This is a genomic window from Acinetobacter sp. ABJ-A23_2 (genome assembly GCF_044538765.1).
Classification (GTDB): Bacteria; Pseudomonadota; Gammaproteobacteria; order Pseudomonadales; family Moraxellaceae; genus Acinetobacter; species Acinetobacter nosocomialis_A.
The window spans coordinates 1-16,790 of the sequence record NZ_JBIUCP010000018.1; the positions used below are offsets into that span (position 1 = coordinate 1).

At 37.7% G+C, this 16,790-nt stretch carries 16 protein-coding genes; 13 read left to right on the forward strand and 3 right to left on the reverse strand.

Annotation, left to right across the window (positions count from 1 at the left end; genetic code table 11):
- Positions 1 to 226 precede the first annotated feature (226 nt).
- Entirely contained in the window at positions 227 to 340 is a 114-nt protein-coding gene (locus ACH63V_RS08145; RefSeq protein ID WP_396463240.1) for a hypothetical protein, read from the reverse strand.
- A 142-nt stretch (positions 341 to 482) separates the two neighbouring features.
- Between ACH63V_RS08145 and ACH63V_RS08150 the strand changes: the two genes are divergently transcribed.
- The 7 genes from ACH63V_RS08150 to ACH63V_RS08180 all read left to right on the forward strand — a co-directional run bounded on the left by ACH63V_RS08150 (position 483) and on the right by ACH63V_RS08180 (position 10,757).
- Entirely contained in the window at positions 483 to 2,273 is a 1,791-nt protein-coding gene (locus ACH63V_RS08150) for an ABC transporter substrate-binding protein (RefSeq protein WP_396463205.1), read from the forward strand.
- A 15-nt stretch (positions 2,274 to 2,288) separates the two neighbouring features.
- Entirely contained in the window at positions 2,289 to 4,112 is a 1,824-nt protein-coding gene (locus ACH63V_RS08155) for an ABC transporter substrate-binding protein (RefSeq protein WP_396463241.1), read from the forward strand.
- Positions 4,113 to 6,146, forward strand: coding sequence for a M3 family metallopeptidase (locus ACH63V_RS08160; protein WP_396463206.1), 2,034 nt, complete (start codon positions 4,113 to 4,115; stop codon positions 6,144 to 6,146).
- A gap of 12 nt (positions 6,147 to 6,158) precedes the next feature.
- Positions 6,159 to 7,097: an ABC transporter permease gene (locus ACH63V_RS08165; protein WP_039251373.1), complete on the forward strand. Its 939-nt coding sequence runs from the start codon at positions 6,159 to 6,161 to the stop codon at positions 7,095 to 7,097.
- A gap of 7 nt (positions 7,098 to 7,104) precedes the next feature.
- Positions 7,105 to 8,247 carry an ABC transporter permease gene (locus tag ACH63V_RS08170; RefSeq protein WP_068934581.1) on the forward strand — a complete coding sequence of 381 codons (1,143 nt, stop codon included), beginning with the start codon at positions 7,105 to 7,107 and terminating at the stop codon, positions 8,245 to 8,247.
- 12 nt (positions 8,248 to 8,259) lie between these two features.
- Positions 8,260 to 9,990 carry an ABC transporter ATP-binding protein gene (locus ACH63V_RS08175; RefSeq protein WP_396463207.1) on the forward strand — a complete coding sequence of 577 codons (1,731 nt, stop codon included), beginning with the start codon at positions 8,260 to 8,262 and terminating at the stop codon, positions 9,988 to 9,990.
- 107 nt (positions 9,991 to 10,097) lie between these two features.
- The gene (locus tag ACH63V_RS08180) at positions 10,098 to 10,757 is read left to right on the forward strand and encodes an SOS response-associated peptidase (protein ID WP_263614969.1); all 660 of its coding nucleotides are present in this window, start codon (positions 10,098 to 10,100) and stop codon (positions 10,755 to 10,757) included.
- Between the two features lie 53 nt (positions 10,758 to 10,810).
- Here the strand turns inward: ACH63V_RS08180 and ACH63V_RS08185 are convergent, their stop codons facing one another.
- Positions 10,811 to 11,179 (reverse strand): hypothetical protein, encoded by a 369-nt coding sequence (locus tag ACH63V_RS08185; RefSeq protein WP_263613610.1) that lies wholly within the window; start codon positions 11,177 to 11,179, stop codon positions 10,811 to 10,813.
- 310 nt (positions 11,180 to 11,489) lie between these two features.
- On the opposite strand from ACH63V_RS08185, the gene ACH63V_RS08190 reads away from it, so the two are divergent.
- Complete coding sequence (locus tag ACH63V_RS08190; RefSeq protein WP_396463208.1) at positions 11,490 to 12,347, forward strand: 3'(2'),5'-bisphosphate nucleotidase CysQ; 858 nt, start codon at positions 11,490 to 11,492, stop codon at positions 12,345 to 12,347.
- 57 nt (positions 12,348 to 12,404) lie between these two features.
- A complete protein-coding gene (locus ACH63V_RS08195) occupies positions 12,405 to 13,139 on the forward strand; it encodes a phosphoglycerate mutase family protein (RefSeq protein WP_311071295.1) in 735 nt (244 codons plus the stop codon).
- 57 nt (positions 13,140 to 13,196) lie between these two features.
- Here the strand turns inward: ACH63V_RS08195 and rpsT are convergent, their stop codons facing one another.
- The gene (gene rpsT / locus ACH63V_RS08200; RefSeq protein ID WP_002117906.1) at positions 13,197 to 13,463 is read right to left on the reverse strand and encodes a 30S ribosomal protein S20; all 267 of its coding nucleotides are present in this window, start codon (positions 13,461 to 13,463) and stop codon (positions 13,197 to 13,199) included.
- A gap of 212 nt (positions 13,464 to 13,675) precedes the next feature.
- Between rpsT and ACH63V_RS08205 the strand changes: the two genes are divergently transcribed.
- From ACH63V_RS08205 to ACH63V_RS08220, 4 genes are all read left to right on the forward strand, one after another.
- The gene (locus tag ACH63V_RS08205) at positions 13,676 to 14,341 is read left to right on the forward strand and encodes an NAD(P)H-binding protein (protein ID WP_396463209.1); all 666 of its coding nucleotides are present in this window, start codon (positions 13,676 to 13,678) and stop codon (positions 14,339 to 14,341) included.
- Positions 14,342 to 14,353: 12 nt separating this feature from the next.
- On the forward strand, positions 14,354 to 14,860 hold the full coding sequence (rraA, locus tag ACH63V_RS08210) for a ribonuclease E activity regulator RraA (RefSeq protein WP_311071290.1): 507 nt from the start codon (positions 14,354 to 14,356) through the stop codon (positions 14,858 to 14,860).
- 24 nt (positions 14,861 to 14,884) lie between these two features.
- Positions 14,885 to 15,664: a glutathione S-transferase N-terminal domain-containing protein gene (locus ACH63V_RS08215; RefSeq protein WP_396463210.1), complete on the forward strand. Its 780-nt coding sequence runs from the start codon at positions 14,885 to 14,887 to the stop codon at positions 15,662 to 15,664.
- 143 nt (positions 15,665 to 15,807) lie between these two features.
- Positions 15,808 to 16,740 carry a Dyp-type peroxidase gene (locus ACH63V_RS08220; RefSeq protein WP_396463211.1) on the forward strand — a complete coding sequence of 311 codons (933 nt, stop codon included), beginning with the start codon at positions 15,808 to 15,810 and terminating at the stop codon, positions 16,738 to 16,740.
- Positions 16,741 to 16,790: the final 50 nt, after the last annotated feature.

The window sequence follows — 16,790 nt, forward strand, 5'->3', positions numbered from 1 at the left end:
ATGTAATGTTATACTATTTGTTGTAAGATTTTTTTATATAATTTTATTTAAATATCAGTAGATTAAGTTGATATTTTTAATTAAGTATACATGGATTAATATGATGCATAATGAATCATCAATGTATTTTTTTTGTGCATTTAAGGTGTTAAATGATTAACATATACAAATATAATATTTGGCAAAAAGTAACTTTTATTTATATAGTTCAAACGGATTTAAGTACCTAATAAAAATATGAATTTCTAATATTCTTAAATATTTTATTATGAATACTCATAGATGGCATGAAATTCGCTTTATATTCAGTAGTTACAAAATACTGGGTACTTGAATTTATTTTTCCATTTGATCAAATAAAAAGATGATAAAGGAAAGTGAATTCCAAATCCCAAATAGGCCTATCTGCTGAAAAAAGAACTTTTCTTATGCGGATTTAGATGTTACTCAAAAGGTTAATATCTTTTAAAAAAATTAGTTATGTGGATATGAACTTGAAATTAAAATTTTTTAAGCTCGCCATTTTAAGTTTGGCTATTACATCAATTCCATGTGCTTATGCAATTACGCCAGCACAACCAAACAAGATTTTGCATGTTGCCTATGAAGCACCTGATGACGGTTTTGACATGGTTAAAACCACCAATTTCTATAGTGCAAGTATTGCAGAAGCTATTTTTGAACCTCTACTCAAATACGATTATTTAGCACGTCCACTACAACTAGTTCCTTATACGGCTGAAAGCATGCCGAAGGTTGAGCAAGACGGTAAAGTTTATATATTTAAAATTAAGCCAGGTATTTATTTTACGGATGATCCTGCCTTTAAAGGCAAGCGCCGTGAATTGGTGGCCGAAGATTATGTTTATTCAATTAAACGTATTTTAGACCCTAAAAATAGAGCACCTTCCGTTTCTTTTCTGGATGGAAAATTAGTGGGTGCTGATGCAGTTGTAGCTCAAGCAAAGAAAACTGGAAAGTTTGATTATGCCGCGCCAATTGCAGGGCTTAAAGCTACTGATCGATATACCCTACAGTTTACCTTAACTCGCCAAGATTTTAATTTTCCTTATATTCTTGCCTATATTACGTTTGGTAGTGTTGCTAAAGAGGTTGTTGATTATTACGGTGATCGTATTGGCATGCATCCAGTAGGTACCGGACCGTACATGTTAAGTAAATATGTTCCAAGAAGTAAGGTCGAATTGGTTGCCAATCCTGATTATCGTGGTTTCGTCTGGAATTTTAAGTCAACAGGAACGCCTTGGGACAACCAACTTGTTAAGGAAATGTCTGGAAAGAAAATGCCGCAAGTTGGCAAGGTGGTGGTCAGTATCATTGAAGAACAACAATCAAGATGGTTAGCTTTTCAATCAGGTCAATTAGATTTTGACAAACTTACAGCAGATGCCGTTCCTCAAGCGTTAGATGGAAATCAACTTAAAGCTTCTTTTCAAAAAAGAGGCATTAAACATTTTCCATATAAAGAACCTGAAATGACCTATACCATGATGAATATGCGTGATCCTGTCATTGGTGGTTTTAGTCCAGAAAAAATTGCGCTTCGTCGCGCAATTACTTTGGCCTATGACCAAAAAGAAAGCATAAAACAGGCATATAAAGGTCAGGCAGTGAGAGCAGAAATGTTTATACCTGAAGGTGTAAACGGATATAACCCGAAGTATAAAAGTAGCGTAGGATATAATCCGCGGCTAGCAAATAAACTGCTTGATTATTATGGTTATAAAAAAGGGGCTGATGGCTATCGAACCTTACCAAATGGCAAACCTTTAGTTTTAAAAATTAATAATGAAAATAGCTCAGCATCAGTTATTCATTCTGAACTCTGGAAAAAAAATCTAGACGCGATTGGCATTCGTGCTGACTTTAAAGTAAGTAATTTTGCAGATAACTTAAAAGCCGCAACACAATGTAAATATATGATGTGGAGCGGGGCATGGATTGCTGACTATCCCGAAGGAGATAATTTTGCACAATTATTATATGGACCAAATGCTGGGCAGGGAAACCATGCCTGTTATCAGTCTAAAACATATGATGCTCTTTATACTCAGGCCATTCATTTACCACCGCAACAACGTCTACCATATTATGAAAAGCTTAATCGCCAGATTGAAGCTGACAATCCTTGGATTATTCATGTAACTCGAATTCGTAATTGGTTGATACGACCACAAGTTCAGGGTTTTAAACCTCACCCGATGATGAATACAAACTGGCAATATCTTGATATTACCCCTATTAAAAAATAATTTTAGATAAAGATCATCATGACTGAAAATTTAAAACAAAAGCTCAAGCACTGTAGTGTAGGTCTATTATTTGCCAGTATGGCATTAACGGGTACCACGACTATTTTTGCAAAAAGTCCAGCCGATCCGAATAAAGTTTTACATTATACGTTCCCAACAGCTGAAACAGGTTTCGACCCAGCTTATATCCATGACTTATATTCAGCACATGTAACCACTTCGATATTTGAAACTTTATATACCTATGACTATTTAGCAAGGCCAGCAAAGCTTATTCCCCAAATCGCAACCGCTATGCCAGAAGTGAGTGCAGATGGTCTGACTTATACGATTCACATTAAAAAAGGTATTTATTTTACACCGGACCCTGTTTTTAAAGGTAAACCTAGAGAGTTAACGGCTTACGATTATGCGTACTCTTTTAAGCGTTTATTAGACCCAAATTTACGTTCGCCAAATAGTTGGTTGTTGGAGAACAAAATTGAAGGTATGGATGCTTTAGTACAATCAGCCAGTAAAACAGGAAAGTTTAACTACGATCAAAGTGTGAGCGGTTTACAAACACCTGATAAGTACACCTTGGTTATTCGGTTAGTTAAGCCTGATTATAACTTTCCTTTATTACTGGCACATGACCCTACAGGGGCTGTAGCGCGTGAAGTTATCGAAAAATATAAAGATAAAGCTGGCTTTGTTATGGGGCATCCAGTAGGAACAGGACCTTATATGCTCAGTAAGTGGGTGCCTGCTTCGCGTATTGTTTTAAAAGCGAATCCTGATTATCGCGGTTTTACTTGGAACTTTGTAGCCAGTAGCGCTGAGGACCAAGTAATTGTGAAACGGCTCAAAGGTAAACAAATGCCTCAAATCGGCACAATTGATATTCAGGTAATGGAAGAAAACCAGTCACGATGGTTGGCATTCCAGCGTGGTGAAGTTGATATTATTCAACTAGAAGGGCAATTAGTCTCGAAAGCCATTAAAGACGGCAAGTTAAGACCTGAACTTGCAAAAGATGGTGTGCATTTATCTCGTATTGTTGATCCGGAAATTAGTTACAACTATTGGAATCTTAAGAATCCTGTTGTTGGAGGAATGAGTAAAGAAAAAATTGCTTTACGCCGTGCAATTGCAATGTCTCGTTCAATAGATCAAGAAATTAAATTAGTACGTAATAGTGATGCTGAGCGTCTACATTTTCCAGTACCGCCAGGTGTGGTGGGTTCTGATCCGCAATATAGAAGCAGTACCCCATATTCGGTAAAAGCAGCAAATCTATTATTAGATAAATATAACTATAAAAAAGATGCTTCAGGATGGCGTACACAGCCAGATGGCAAGCCTCTGGTCATTGAATATATGGCACGCAATGACAGTATTGGTCAGCAAAGTGCTGAGCTTTGGAAAAAGAACTTTGACAGTTTGAATATCCGTATGGTTTACAAGCCTATGCTCTTTTCAGACCTCATTCGGGCACAAAAACAGTGTGACGGAATGTTTGGTTCTTCTGCATGGATTGCCGATTATCCAGATGGCGATAATTTTATGCAGAATTTTTATGGCCCGAACACCCATATGACCAACTGGTCTTGCGGTTCAATACCAGAGTTTGATCAATTATACCGTCAGTCTCAACAGATTAAGCCTGGCCCAGAACGAGATGTGATTTATCGAAAAATGACACGTTTGTTAGAAGTGTATATGCCAGTGCAAGTGTTGTATGCACGTTATAGAAATATGTTGGCTCAACCAAGAATCATTGGATATAAGAAGCATCCGATTTTACATGCTGAATGGATGTACTTCGATATTGATACAAATACGAAATCTAATCATTAAATGAAAAAAATTGGAGATATGATGAAAAATAACACACTGAAAATGACTAGTTTATGTATGTTGACGATAGGTATAAGTCAGTTTGCATCGGCAGAGGCGACACGTGCGACGTTACCATTACTTAAAGCAGAGCAACTTCCCACATGGTGCGATTCTAATTTAAAAAAAATCCAGCAAGAGATTTCAAGTTTTGAAAAAATACCTGTTAAAACCGATGCTGCTGCCGCTCCGATATTAGCCAAGTGGGATAAAATTTTTGCTCATCTTGAAGATTTTTCAGGACCCATAGGTTTATATAGTAACGTAGATCCGGATGCGAAATTACGTAAGGCAGCCGAAGACTGCGAAATTAAAATTAATCAGTTTCATACTGATATATTCCAAAATTCAAAACTATATAACGTAATTAAAAATACAAAAGCAACTGATCCAATAGATAAAAAATACCGTCAGGATATTCTCGATCAGTTTGAAGACACGGGGGTTCAATTAGAACCAGCAAAACGTGCAAGAATGAAAGCCATTCTGGATGAGTTGACTAAACTCGAACAGGAATATAACCGCAATATTCGTGATAACCCTGAAAAACTTGAATTTACTCCTGAAGAGATGAAAGGACTACCGGAAAGTTATATTTCAGGGTTAAAGAAAAATGCTAAAGGTAACTATCTATTAGGTTTTGAGTATCCGGAATATCGTCCATTTATGGAACTGGCAGATAATGATGATGCCAGAAAAAGATACCAGATTGCCTTTACACGACGTGGTACTGAACAAAACTTAAAACTACTCAAACAGGCAGTAGATTTACGTTATGAGCTTGCGCAGTTATTTGGAAAAGCAAGTTATGCAGATTGGGTGTTAAAAGACCGTATGGCAAAAACGCCCGAAGCTGTAAATCAGTTTTTGGCAGAAGTACAGAAAACGGTCGCACCACTTGAGCGCAAAGAAGTAGAAGAGCTCCGAGCATTTAAAGCACAAACTTTAAAAACACCATTAGATAAAACCGAAATCACACGTTGGAGTGAAGCTTACTGGAGTGAAAAACTTCGTAAGAGCAAATATCAAATTGATCAGGAAAAGCTTCGTGATTATTTCCCGACTTTAGCGGCACAAAAATGGTTATTTGCTATTTCATCTGACCTTTATGGTATTGATTTTAAACCTGTCAAAGTGAAAGCATGGCAGAGCGAAGTTGAATATTACGATGTAGTCGATAAAAAGACAGGAAAACTTCTAGGCGGTCTATATATGGATAAATTCCCTCGAGAAGGGAAATATGGCCATGCCGCTGTTTGGGGAGTATATGGTGGTAGCACTTTAACCAACCGCTTACCGGTTTCAGCACTCGTCACAAACTTTAACCGTAAAGGTTTAAATAGTGATGAGCTCGAAACTTTTGTGCATGAATTTGGTCATGCCTTGCATGGCATTTTATCTAATACCCGCTATGCAAGTCAGTCTGGAACATCTGTAGAGCGTGACTTTGTAGAAGCACCATCTCAAATGTATGAAGAGTGGGCACGCCGTAAAGAAACCTTATCTAAAGTGGCCGATTATTGTGATCCAGCATGCCCACGAGTTGATGATGAACTAATTGCCCGTTTAAAAGCAGTACATAACTATGGGCGCGGTTTACGTTATGCACGTCAGACGCTTTATGCACAGTACGATATGGCGCTTCATACGGCTGATGCCTTAAAAGTAAAACCTTTAGAAACTTGGCAAAAAATGGAAGCGGCTACAGCTTTAGGATATGTACCAACAACAGAGTTTCCAGGACAGTTTGGACACTTAATGGGTGGCTATCAAGCAGGTTACTACGGTTATATGTGGTCTGAGGTTTTAGCTCTAGACATGCTTTCTGCTTATGGTGACAACCTAAATAACCCACAAGTAGGACAACGTTACCGTCAAACGATTTTATCCCAGGGTAGCCAAAAACCGGCAGCTGAGCTGGTTAAAGATTTCCTTGGCCGTGAACCTGATAACAAAGCGTTCTTTAATGAAATTACTGGACAACGGGTTAAATAAGGAATTATCACTATGCTGGCATATGTTATTCGGCGTTTATGGCAGATGATTCCAACTATGTTGGGAGTAGTGCTGTTTATCTTTATTCTTTTTAACTGGGTGGGTGGAGATCCAGCCTATATTCTGGCAGGTAAGATGTCTAATCCTGAGCAGATTGAAAATATTCGTAAACAACTAGGTGTCGATCAGCCTTATTACGTTCAGCTCTGGATTTTTATTAAGCAGATTCTCACTTTTGACTATGGCGCAAGTTGGAGTACGGGGGAACCTGTTTCACAAATTATTTTAACACGCTTAGGGCCTTCGCTAACGCTGTTAATTCCACTCACTATTTTACAAACAGTTATTTCAATTGGCTTAGCTTTGGCTGTATCGGCAGTACGTGGCACTTTAACAGATCGTATGGTCATGATGTTATGTACCATTGGTATGTCGATTAGTATCTTGGTTTATATTATTGTTTTTCAATATGTCCTGGCTTATCAGTTAAGTTGGTTTCCAGTGCAGGGCTGGAGCGATAATTTTACCGATAATTTATTTAAGTTCGCCCTGCTTCCAATTTTAATTATGTTAGTGGTGAGTATTGCACCTACTTTAAGGTTATACCGTAGTTTTGTGCTCGATGAGATTAACCAAGATTATGTTAGAACGGCACGTGCGAAAGGTGTAGGTGAAAGCCGAATTTTAGGTGTGCATGTTTTACGTAATGCCTCAATTCCTATTATTACCGATGTGATGGCGACTTTGCCTGCGCTGCTCATAGGTGCATTTTTAATTGAACGTTTTTTTGGTATTCCCGGTATTGGTCGAGAAGTAATTATTGCGGTTGAGCGAAGTGATTTTCCTGTGATTAAAGCAATTACAGTATATATCGCAGCTGCAACCATGATTTTTAACTTGATTGCCGATTTAGTCTACAAAGTGGTTGATCCACGTGTACAGTTGAAGTAGGTGGGTTATGCTAAGTGTTCTATCAAAAAGAAAATTACAAACCCAGACAGCGCCTGCTTCAGCGGGTTTATGGCGCCTTGCAATGCGCCGTCTTCGGGCTGATAAAATTGCAATCGCATCGCTCATTGTTGTGCTGTTCTATTTGGTCGTATTGCTATTATCATTTACGGGAGTGATTGCATCGGACTGGAACAAAGAAGTTGCTGTCAGTTATGCACCCCCTACATTTATAGGTGCAGATAAAACAACTGAAGCTTTGCAAAAGACAGCCGCTGTAGATGAGGAATTACCAGAAAATCCAGTCGATCCCTTAAAAGATGTCATTCACCAACTCAAGGCTGAAATTAAACAAGAAAAGAGCTCTGGAAGTGCAATTGATTATTATGGTGTAGTTGATCCGTTAGCGGATGATATGAAAGCTATTGATCAGCAACTCGGTGGACATTTACTTGATCAGCAAAGTGAGCTAAAAAGTACCCTTATATTTGGAGCTGACAAATGGGGACAAGATGTTCTTAAAAAGACCATTAAAGGTGCAGAAACCTCAATTATTGTAGGGCTAGTTTCAGCATTACTCGCAGTGACCTTAGGCACATTATTAGGTGCAATTTCAGGCTACTTTGGTGGTTGGGTAGATGACATCCTTAACTGGTTTTATAACATTTTTACTTCTATTCCATATTTATTATTAGTTCTTGCGATAGCTGCCGTGCTGCAACAAAAGGGCATTTTATCTATTGTTCTGATTTTAGGTTTAACGGGCTGGACAGGTGTTTACCGTTTAATTCGTGCTGAGTATATGAAACATACCTCACGTGAATATGTTCTGGCTGCCAAGGCAATTGGTGTTGGACATTTTCGCCGTATGTTCATTCATATTTTTCCTAATGTCAGCCATATTGCTTTGGTTCAAATGTCAATTTTGGTGGTTTCTTTTATTAAATCGGAAGTTATTTTGAGTTTCTTAGGCTTCGGTGTACCTGTAGGTGTAGTGTCTTGGGGCAGTATGTTAAATGAAGCACAAAGTGAACTTCTTTTAGGAAAATGGTGGCAGCTTGTCGCAGCCTCTGTCGCAATGGCTGTTTTGGTTACGGCATTTTCAATGTTTACTGATGCACTGCGTGATGCATTAGATCCAAAACTAAAATAAGAGGAAAACTTAATGTCAGAACAACAAAAAAGTGTCCCTTTACTCCACATTGAAAACTTACGTGTAAGCTTTAAAGGTGAAGACAAGCAGTATATCGAAACTGTTAAAGGAATCTCCTTTGATATTCCAGCAAATACCACTGTCGCTTTAGTTGGCGAGTCGGGTAGTGGCAAGTCAGTTACTTCTTTGGCAACTATGGGTTTACTACCTATAGGCCAAAGTAAAATTGATGAAAAAAGTAAGATTGTTTTTGAGGGTAAAGACTTACTCAGCTTATCCCGGAAAGATATGCGAAAAATTTGTGGTAAAGACATTGCCATGATTTTTCAGGAACCGATGTCATCATTAAATCCGGTTTTTACAGTTGGCAATCAAATTGCAGAAGTATTATGCATACACATGGGCATGAGCCGTAAACAAGCCCGTCAACGTGTTTTAGAGTTACTCAAAGAGGTCGGGATACCTTCACCGGAAACAAAAATTGATGCTTATCCTAACCAACTTTCCGGTGGTCAGCAGCAACGTGTCATGATTGCAATGGCGATTGCTTGTGAGCCTAAACTACTGATAGCTGATGAACCGACTACAGCGCTTGATGTCACCATTCAAAAGCAAATTATTGATTTACTCGAATCGTTGCGTCAGCGCCGTCAAATGTCGATGCTCTTTATTACGCATGATTTGGCTTTGGTGGGTGAAATTGCAGATCAAGTCATTGTGATGCGTCATGGTGAAATTAGAGAGCAAGGTCTTGCAGAACAAGTTCTAGAACAGCCTAAAGATGTATATACCCGTGCTTTACTTTACTGTCGTCCTCAAATGTCACAGCGACCTTATCGTTTGCCTGTGACCAGCGACTTTATGCGTCAAGAAGACAATATATTAGTCGAACAAAGCTTTGATGTTTCAGAAATTCCACAGCGTAAACGCGGTTTAAATGGCGATGAGCAAATTATTTTAGAAGTAAAAGATCTGAAAAAAAGTTTTTATAGTCGTAAAGGATTGTTTGGCAAAGAAGAATTTCAGGCGGTAAAAGGCGTTTCTTTTAAACTGGCTAAAGGGAAAACGCTTGGTTTAGTGGGAGAGTCAGGCTCAGGTAAAACCACTGTGGGCTTGTTGCTTATGCGTTTACATGAAGCAACAGGTGGGGAAGCTTTCATTGAAGGTAAAGATATTCTTTCATTAACTGAAAAAGAATTTGCCAAATATCAACGAAAGATTCAGATCATCTTTCAGAACCCATATGCTTCGCTAAATCCACGCTTTACGATTGGGCAGATTTTATTAGAACCTATGCAAATTCATGGTATTGGTAAAGATGATGCTGAGCGTAAACAAATCGCACTTGGGTTGCTTGAACGAGTCAATTTACCTGAACAAGCTTATTATCGATACCCACATGAGTTTTCTGGCGGTCAACGCCAACGTATTGCGATTGCACGCTGTTTAACCCTAAAGCCTGAAATTTTGATATGTGATGAGTCTGTTTCGGCACTAGATGTGTCTGTACAAGCACAAGTACTTAACTTATTACAGGACTTACAAGATGAGTTTGGACTCAGTTATATCTTTATTTCACATGATTTATCGGTTGTGAAATATATTTCGGATCAAGTCATGGTCATGAATCATGGTGAGGTTGTTGAAATCGCTAACTCAGATGAGCTCTATGCACATCCTCAACATGACTACACTAAACGACTATTGCAGGCGATTCCACAAGGCATTCAACACGTTTCATAAGCGTAAAGTTGCGTCGTTCAAGGCACTTTCGAGTGCCTTTTTATTTGGTTTATAGAATAAATACTTATAAAATAAGAGAAGTAAAATTACAGTATTTTATTCTTGCTATGTGTGCCAACTTTAAACCTTTAACTCTTGCCCAATTGCAGCAACTTCAGTTGCCTGTGGTCGGCTTTAGCTATGCCGATGAGGTTTATCCTGCTGGAACAATGCCGTTATTATTTAAATCACCGCAAGGTCTTGAATGGCGTGAAGTCATGTTTGGATTAGTTCCCAAATGGGCGGAAGATACAAACATAGCAAAACATACTTATAATGCTCGTCACGAAACAATTTTCCAAAAACCGAGTTTTCAAGAAGCTGCTCTTAAATGTAAGTTCGGTGTAATCCCTGTGACTGAGTTTTATGAAAGTAAATATATAAATGATAAACCTGAGCGATGGGCTGTACGCCGTAAAGATGGGCAGGCATTTTTCATTGCAGCAATTTATGAAATTTGCAAAATGAATGAAACGATTGTCCGATCTGCAAGTATGTTAACCATGGACGCGATTGATCATCCGATGATGAAAGACTTCCACGAACCGGGCGATGTCAAAAGATCAGTCATTGTGATTCCGCATGACCGTTTAGATGAATGGTTAAGTTTAGAAAAACCAGATATTTCAAGCTTTATTGAGGGTTTCCCTGTTGAGGAGTTTGAATGTTTACATGTTCCCAAAGAGAAAATTATAAAACCTACGCCTCAATTAAGTATGTTTGAATAGCAATAGTAGAGCAAGGTTATTGGCTTAATTGTTAAGTCAATAACCCTTTATATTTAATCAATATTTTTACTTAAAGTTTGTACCTGATTATCTTGTGCTAGATAAGCCAATTCAATGGGTGAAATTACAAAAGTTGAGTTATCTGAAGTTTGTTTAAAAACAAACCCATATTCAAATGATTGCGTATTTTTACTCGGTAACCAAAATAAGTAAGGGCAACCAGTATAGCTACCGTCCCAACCCATTTCTTTAGCCAAAGTCAAAGCCGTATCTGATTTAGCAATAATTTCTTTAAGCGATTCTTTGTCTCTTTGGGAAACATCGCCGTCATCATCTGCAAATGTTTGTAAAAACTCATTTAATGGGGTTAAGTCTTCCCAGTTATTTTCAATTGTTGAGAAGTGATATCCATATAGCATCATTATTTAGTCTTCCATTTTGTTATTGTGTTAATGAACATAGCAAGAAAAGTGTGAAAAGAAAATGGTTGGTTTCACATTAAGTTGTTTATTTTTCATAAGTTATAGCATGTTTTTTATACAAAATTTAACGTTAGTTTCTCTTGAATTATAAGCATCTTGCCCAGTTAAAATATAAAGACTGAGCTTTTGAAGAAATAACCGTGTTCTTAATTAAAGATAAAGCATTTTTATAAGGATACTAGACTGTTGGTGAATACTGAATTTGTCATAATTCACTTATAATGAAAAGGAAAGTAAATAGAGCTTATTTATGTTTATAACAACAACTCGTCCCAACGATGCCTTAATTGAACAGCTGCTACCAATTTTGGAAGAGGCTAGTCAGATCTTATTACAAGAATATCAAAACTATTCAGCAGGATATGAGTTTAATATTCAAGAAAAACATGATGATTCACCTGTAACTCAAGCAGATTTAAAGGTAAATCAATTTTTATTAAAGCATCTTGCAGAAATCACACCGGATTTACCGGTTTTATCGGAAGAAAGTGACTATAGCGCTCGCCATGACTGGTCTTCTTGCTGGATGCTTGATCCGCTTGATGGTACCAAAGAGTTTATACATGAACGGGATGAGTTCACGATAAACTTGAGCTTGATTGAGGGACGCGAAACAGTATTTTCTGTGATCGTTGTGCCTTGTGAACAGGTTGTTTATTTAGGTTATTTAAAAGATTTGCCTTTTAAATATAGCTTTAGCCAAAAACAATGGTACCAATATCAGAAAGAGTCTTATTCAACACAAGCACCTGTACAAATTGGTTTAAGCCATAGTAGTAAAAATCCAAAATATCATAAATTTATTGAACCTATTGAAAAAAAACGTACTGTAATTCGACGTGAAGCGGGCAGCGCTTATAAGTTTTGTATGATGTTAGAGGGTGAGATTGATATTTACCCTAGATTTCATCCTACATCTGAGTGGGATACCAGTTCCGGTCAGGGATTATTAGAAAGTATTGGTGGCGGTTTACTAACCCTAAAAGGTAAACCCTTTGAATATAATCAGCGTGATACTGTATTAAACGGGGGCTTTATCGCATTTCGTGATCAGGAAAGCAAAAAAATAGCATTTGAAGCTTTGGCTCAATCGGGTGTTTTGGATTGAGAGTTATTGTAGACATGCTATAGTGGCAAAATATTGAGAAAAGATGACACGATCAAAATGGCACTCGATTTATTGCCTAAAAGCATGTTTGAAGCAATTGATTTATTGCCTGATGCTTCAACCCCTGTAACCCTTTTTACACGTCACTCTTTAAGAGAGCTGGTAGATGGGCAAGGCTTGGCGGGATACGACCTTCAACTTACTCCTCAAGGCCGTGAGCTTGCACAAGCATGGGGTAGCTACTTAATTAAAAATACGGATCGTGTGATTCAACACTGTATTTCTAGTCCAATTCAACGTTGTGTCGATACGGCTGCACTTATGATTGAGGGTGCAGACGGTGTAAGTCCTGAACCTAATACGCATACGATTGAAATTGTTGAGCAAGGCTTATTGGTAGAGCCGGGAAGTTTTGTACTCGATATTCAACAAGCTGCTCCTTATTTTCGTAAACAAGGGGCACTCGGGTTTATTAATAGTTTTGTGAATAATGCTTTGCCAGGCATGAAACATCCAATTACTGGTGTTTTAGATGTATTAGAACTGATTTATCGAACTCATCCTAAAACAAAAAGTGGGCTAAGTTTAGCTGTAAGTCACGACACGATTATTGCAGCCATAGTTGCCGTAATTTCAGGTAATAATCAAATACAAAAGGCAGATTGGCCAGAAATGATGGAAGGTCTATTTGTATGGTTTGAAGGGGATGAATTTCCAAATTGTAAATTGAAATGGATTTGGAGAGGCGAAGCTTACGAGTTGGATGTATCTAAATTTCATAAAGTAGAGTAATTATAAAATTATAGGTAATAAAAAAAGCCCTGTTGGGCTTTTTTTACATACTTCAAATTAGTTAGCTAACGCTTTAACTTGAGCATTTAAACGGCTCTTATGACGAGCAGCTTTATTTTTGTGGATGATGCCTTTATCAGCCATGCGGTCGATTACAGGAACAGCTTTTTTATAAGCTTCTGTAGCAACTGCATAATCACCACCAGCGATTGCACTTAAAGTACGCTTGATGTAAGTACGAACCATAGAACGCAAGCTTGCGTTGTGTTTACGCGCTGTTACGTTTTGGCGCGCACGTTTTTTAGCTTGAGCAGAGTTTGCCACTCTTGCACTCCTTGAAAATAAGTTGGTCTGGGCGGGCTGTGGTCAATCCAGTAAACTGGTGTAACCATCACCAGCCCGTAAACAAGTGCCATATTGTGATGAATCAATACCGTGAAGTCAAGCCTTGCGAGCATTTTAAGCCGTTTTAGGGGCTGCTAAAACCGTAAGAAAAGGTTAAATTTGATACAAACTTAAAGAGGGTTGAATAAAAAATGACTATAAGCACGAAAAAAGCAATTGTAGTAGGTGCTACAGGACTCGTTGGATTAGCTCTAGTTGAAGAGCTTGAACAAACACCAGAATTTGGAGCAATTACGGTTGTTGTTAGAAAAGAATCACAACTACTTAATACATATAAAAAAGTTACTCAGTTGGTGATTGAGGATTTTTTATTGCTCAATGATGAAGACGTAAATGATCATACTCACGCATTTAGCTGCTTAGGTACAACTTTAAAAATAGCAGGTTCAAAACAAGGTTTCTATGCAGTGGACTACGAAATAAATGCCCACTTTGCAGACTTAGTTCAAGATAAACATATTCATTTTTTAATTGTGAGTGCACTTGGAGCAAATGCAAATTCACCAATTTTCTACAATAAGGTCAAAGGGCAGTTAGAAGACTATATTGAGAGTTTAGGTATCGAAAAACTATCTATTTTCAGACCATCTTTATTGATTGGTAAGCGTAGCGATGTGCGTTTTATGGAAGATTTGGGGCAAAGTCTTTTTAAATTTATTGAAAATAAATGGAATAAACCGTTCAAATATAAACCTGTTACAGCTGAGCAATTGGCTCATACGATGGTCGTAGCGGCGCTAACGCAAATTGAAGCATTTAAACGATATGATAATCTCAGCATACAACAAACTCGATAAGGGAGAATAAAAGTGTCTACAGTACCATTTGTGACATGTGATTTATTGGATGATAACCCAGAAAAAGATTTACAAGTGGTCATACCATCAATGGATGGTAAGTTCTTTAAAAGTTATGGTGCGCGTCAAACCTTTGGCGGACAGGTTGTAACTGTAAAGTGCTTTGAAGATAACTCACGTGTAAAAGAGTTATTAGCAACAGATGGTACAGGGAAGGTGTTGGTTGTGGATGGTGGTGCTTCAATGCGCTGCGCACTGATGGGAGATATGATTGCTGAATCGGCAGTTAAAAATAACTGGAATGGTGTGGTTATTTATGGCTGTGTACGCGATGTTGATGCACTTGCAACTCTAGATTTAGGTGTACATGCATTGGCTGCAATTCCACAAAAAAGTAATCGTAAGGGCATTGGTGAAGTTGATATTCCTTTGTATTTTGGTGGAGTCACAATTCAATCTGGTGATTTTATTTATGCAGATAACAATGGAATTGTGATTGCTAAGGAAAAATTAGTTTAGCTCCACAATATAAAGGAACGTGTAATGGTGAATCATCAAATTAAGGTGCTGCAAGCAGTAGCATCTGCAATTGCTCAAGGTGGTAGAGGGGTTACAGGTACAGCATTTCCTAATCAGCCTGTTAAAGCTCTAAAACTTTATGAATTTGAAGGTTCGCCATTTTGTCGACGTGTTCGTGAAGTGATTACGCTATTAAATTTGGATGTGGAAATTTATCCATGTCCCAAAGGTGGATCGAAATACCGTTCTATTGTCAAAGAAACGGGCGGCAAGTTACAGTTTCCTTTTTTAATTGATGAAAATACAGGTGATAAATTATACGAATCGCAAGATATTATTCATCACTTATTTAAACACTATGGTAATACAGGACAAACGCCTCAGAAGTTTTCAAATTATCCAAAAAGACCATATCTGGCATTTGCTGGAACGTTGTTAAACGGTGCTCGTGGAGTATGGATTAATAAAAAAATAGTAAATAGAGCTGCGCCTGAGCAAAAACTTGAACTATGGAGTTTTGAAGCAAGCCCATATTCGAGAGTAGTAAGAAGTCTACTATGTGAGCTTGAAATTCCTTATATTTTGCACAATGTGGCAAAAGAACGATGGCAAGATATGGGACCTGCTATTCTTCGCTTAAAACCGGGTAAATATATGCCCTTAAAAGATGGAAAAAGAGAAAAGTTGTTGCCGATTATGCAAGGTAAAATGCAAGTACCTTATCTAGTCGACCCAAATACGGGAGTGAAGATGTTTGAATCTGCTCAAATTGTAAAATACTTAAAAAAGCAGTATGGCAGCTAAGATCATTTAGAAAAGTTAAAAGAGATTGAGCAAATTCAGTCTCTTTTTAAGACATGAGTACAATAAGAAATCGTACGATAAAAACATGAATATGCTAAATTACTACCGTAAATTACCAAAATAAGGCCTGTTTTATGGAATGTATGAGAATTCAGCCTGTAACGAGTCATCCTGGAGAAAATGCATTATTTATTGTATTGGGATTAGCTCAAGGTGATTCTGTTATAGAAAAAGTAAAAGATTTTGCTGCTAATTTTTCAGCGTTAACTAGAAGTTTGTCTAATCGTTATCCAGAAAGTAAATTTAATGCCACATTCGGTTTTAGCTCAAATGCATGGGATGTTTTATTTCCAGAGCAAGCAAAGCCTCAAGAATTAGAAACATTTCAAGAAATCAAAGGCCCAAAGTACACAGCTGTTTCAACACCTGGTGATTTATTCTTTCATATTCGTGCTGATCGACAAGCTCTCTGCTATGAATTGGGAAGTATAATCAATGAACAGTTGGGTAAAGTAACTTGTCCAATTGATGAAGTACACGGTTTTCGTTATTTTGATGGTCGAGCGATTATTGGCTTTGTTGATGGAACAGAAAACCCTGAACCTGTAATTGCTGCACAATGGGCGCTAGTGGGTAGTGAAGATTCCGAATTTATTGGGGGAAGTTATGCGTTTATTCAAAAATATACCCATGACATGGAAAAATGGCGTGCTTTAAGCGATGAAGAACAAGAAAAAGTGATAGGTCGCAAAAAGTTTAATGATATTGAACTCGGTGATGATGAAAAGCCTTTAACCGCCCATAATGTGGTAAGTAAAGCGCATGATGCTGAAGGTAATGAGCTAAAAATTATGCGTGCCAATATGCCTTTCTCGAACCCATCAAAAAATGAATACGGTACTTTTTTTATTGGTTATTCCCGAAAATTTAGTACGACACGCCAAATGCTTGAAAATATGTTCCTAGGAAATGAGCAAGGTCATCTTGACCGTTTACTTGACTTTAGTACTGCCCAAACAGGTACTTTATTTTTTGTACCGACTGTAGATTTTCTCGATGATTTGGGTGACGAATAGTCGCGAAAAATAATTAGATATAAGTGGTGGCGGCGAGTAGGTTGCCTCCA

Bases quoted from the DNA above. Each gene is read 5' to 3' on its own strand.
- ACH63V_RS08160 (WP_396463206.1), top strand. From the start codon at position 4,113: ATGAAAAAAATTGGAGATATGATGAAAAATAACACACTGAAAATGACT.
- ACH63V_RS08165 (WP_039251373.1), top strand. From the start codon at position 6,159: ATGCTGGCATATGTTATTCGGCGTTTATGGCAGATGATTCCAACTATG.
- ACH63V_RS08170 (WP_068934581.1), top strand. From the start codon at position 7,105: ATGCTAAGTGTTCTATCAAAAAGAAAATTACAAACCCAGACAGCGCCT.
- ACH63V_RS08175 (WP_396463207.1), top strand. From the start codon at position 8,260: ATGTCAGAACAACAAAAAAGTGTCCCTTTACTCCACATTGAAAACTTA.
- ACH63V_RS08180 (WP_263614969.1), top strand. From the start codon at position 10,098: ATGTGTGCCAACTTTAAACCTTTAACTCTTGCCCAATTGCAGCAACTT.
- ACH63V_RS08185 (WP_263613610.1), bottom strand. From the start codon at position 11,179: ATGATGCTATATGGATATCACTTCTCAACAATTGAAAATAACTGGGAA.
- ACH63V_RS08190 (WP_396463208.1), top strand. From the start codon at position 11,490: ATGTTTATAACAACAACTCGTCCCAACGATGCCTTAATTGAACAGCTG.
- ACH63V_RS08195 (WP_311071295.1), top strand. From the start codon at position 12,405: ATGGCACTCGATTTATTGCCTAAAAGCATGTTTGAAGCAATTGATTTA.
- ACH63V_RS08205 (WP_396463209.1), top strand. From the start codon at position 13,676: ATGACTATAAGCACGAAAAAAGCAATTGTAGTAGGTGCTACAGGACTC.
- ACH63V_RS08215 (WP_396463210.1), top strand. From the start codon at position 14,885: ATGGTGAATCATCAAATTAAGGTGCTGCAAGCAGTAGCATCTGCAATT.
- ACH63V_RS08220 (WP_396463211.1), top strand. From the start codon at position 15,808: ATGAGAATTCAGCCTGTAACGAGTCATCCTGGAGAAAATGCATTATTT.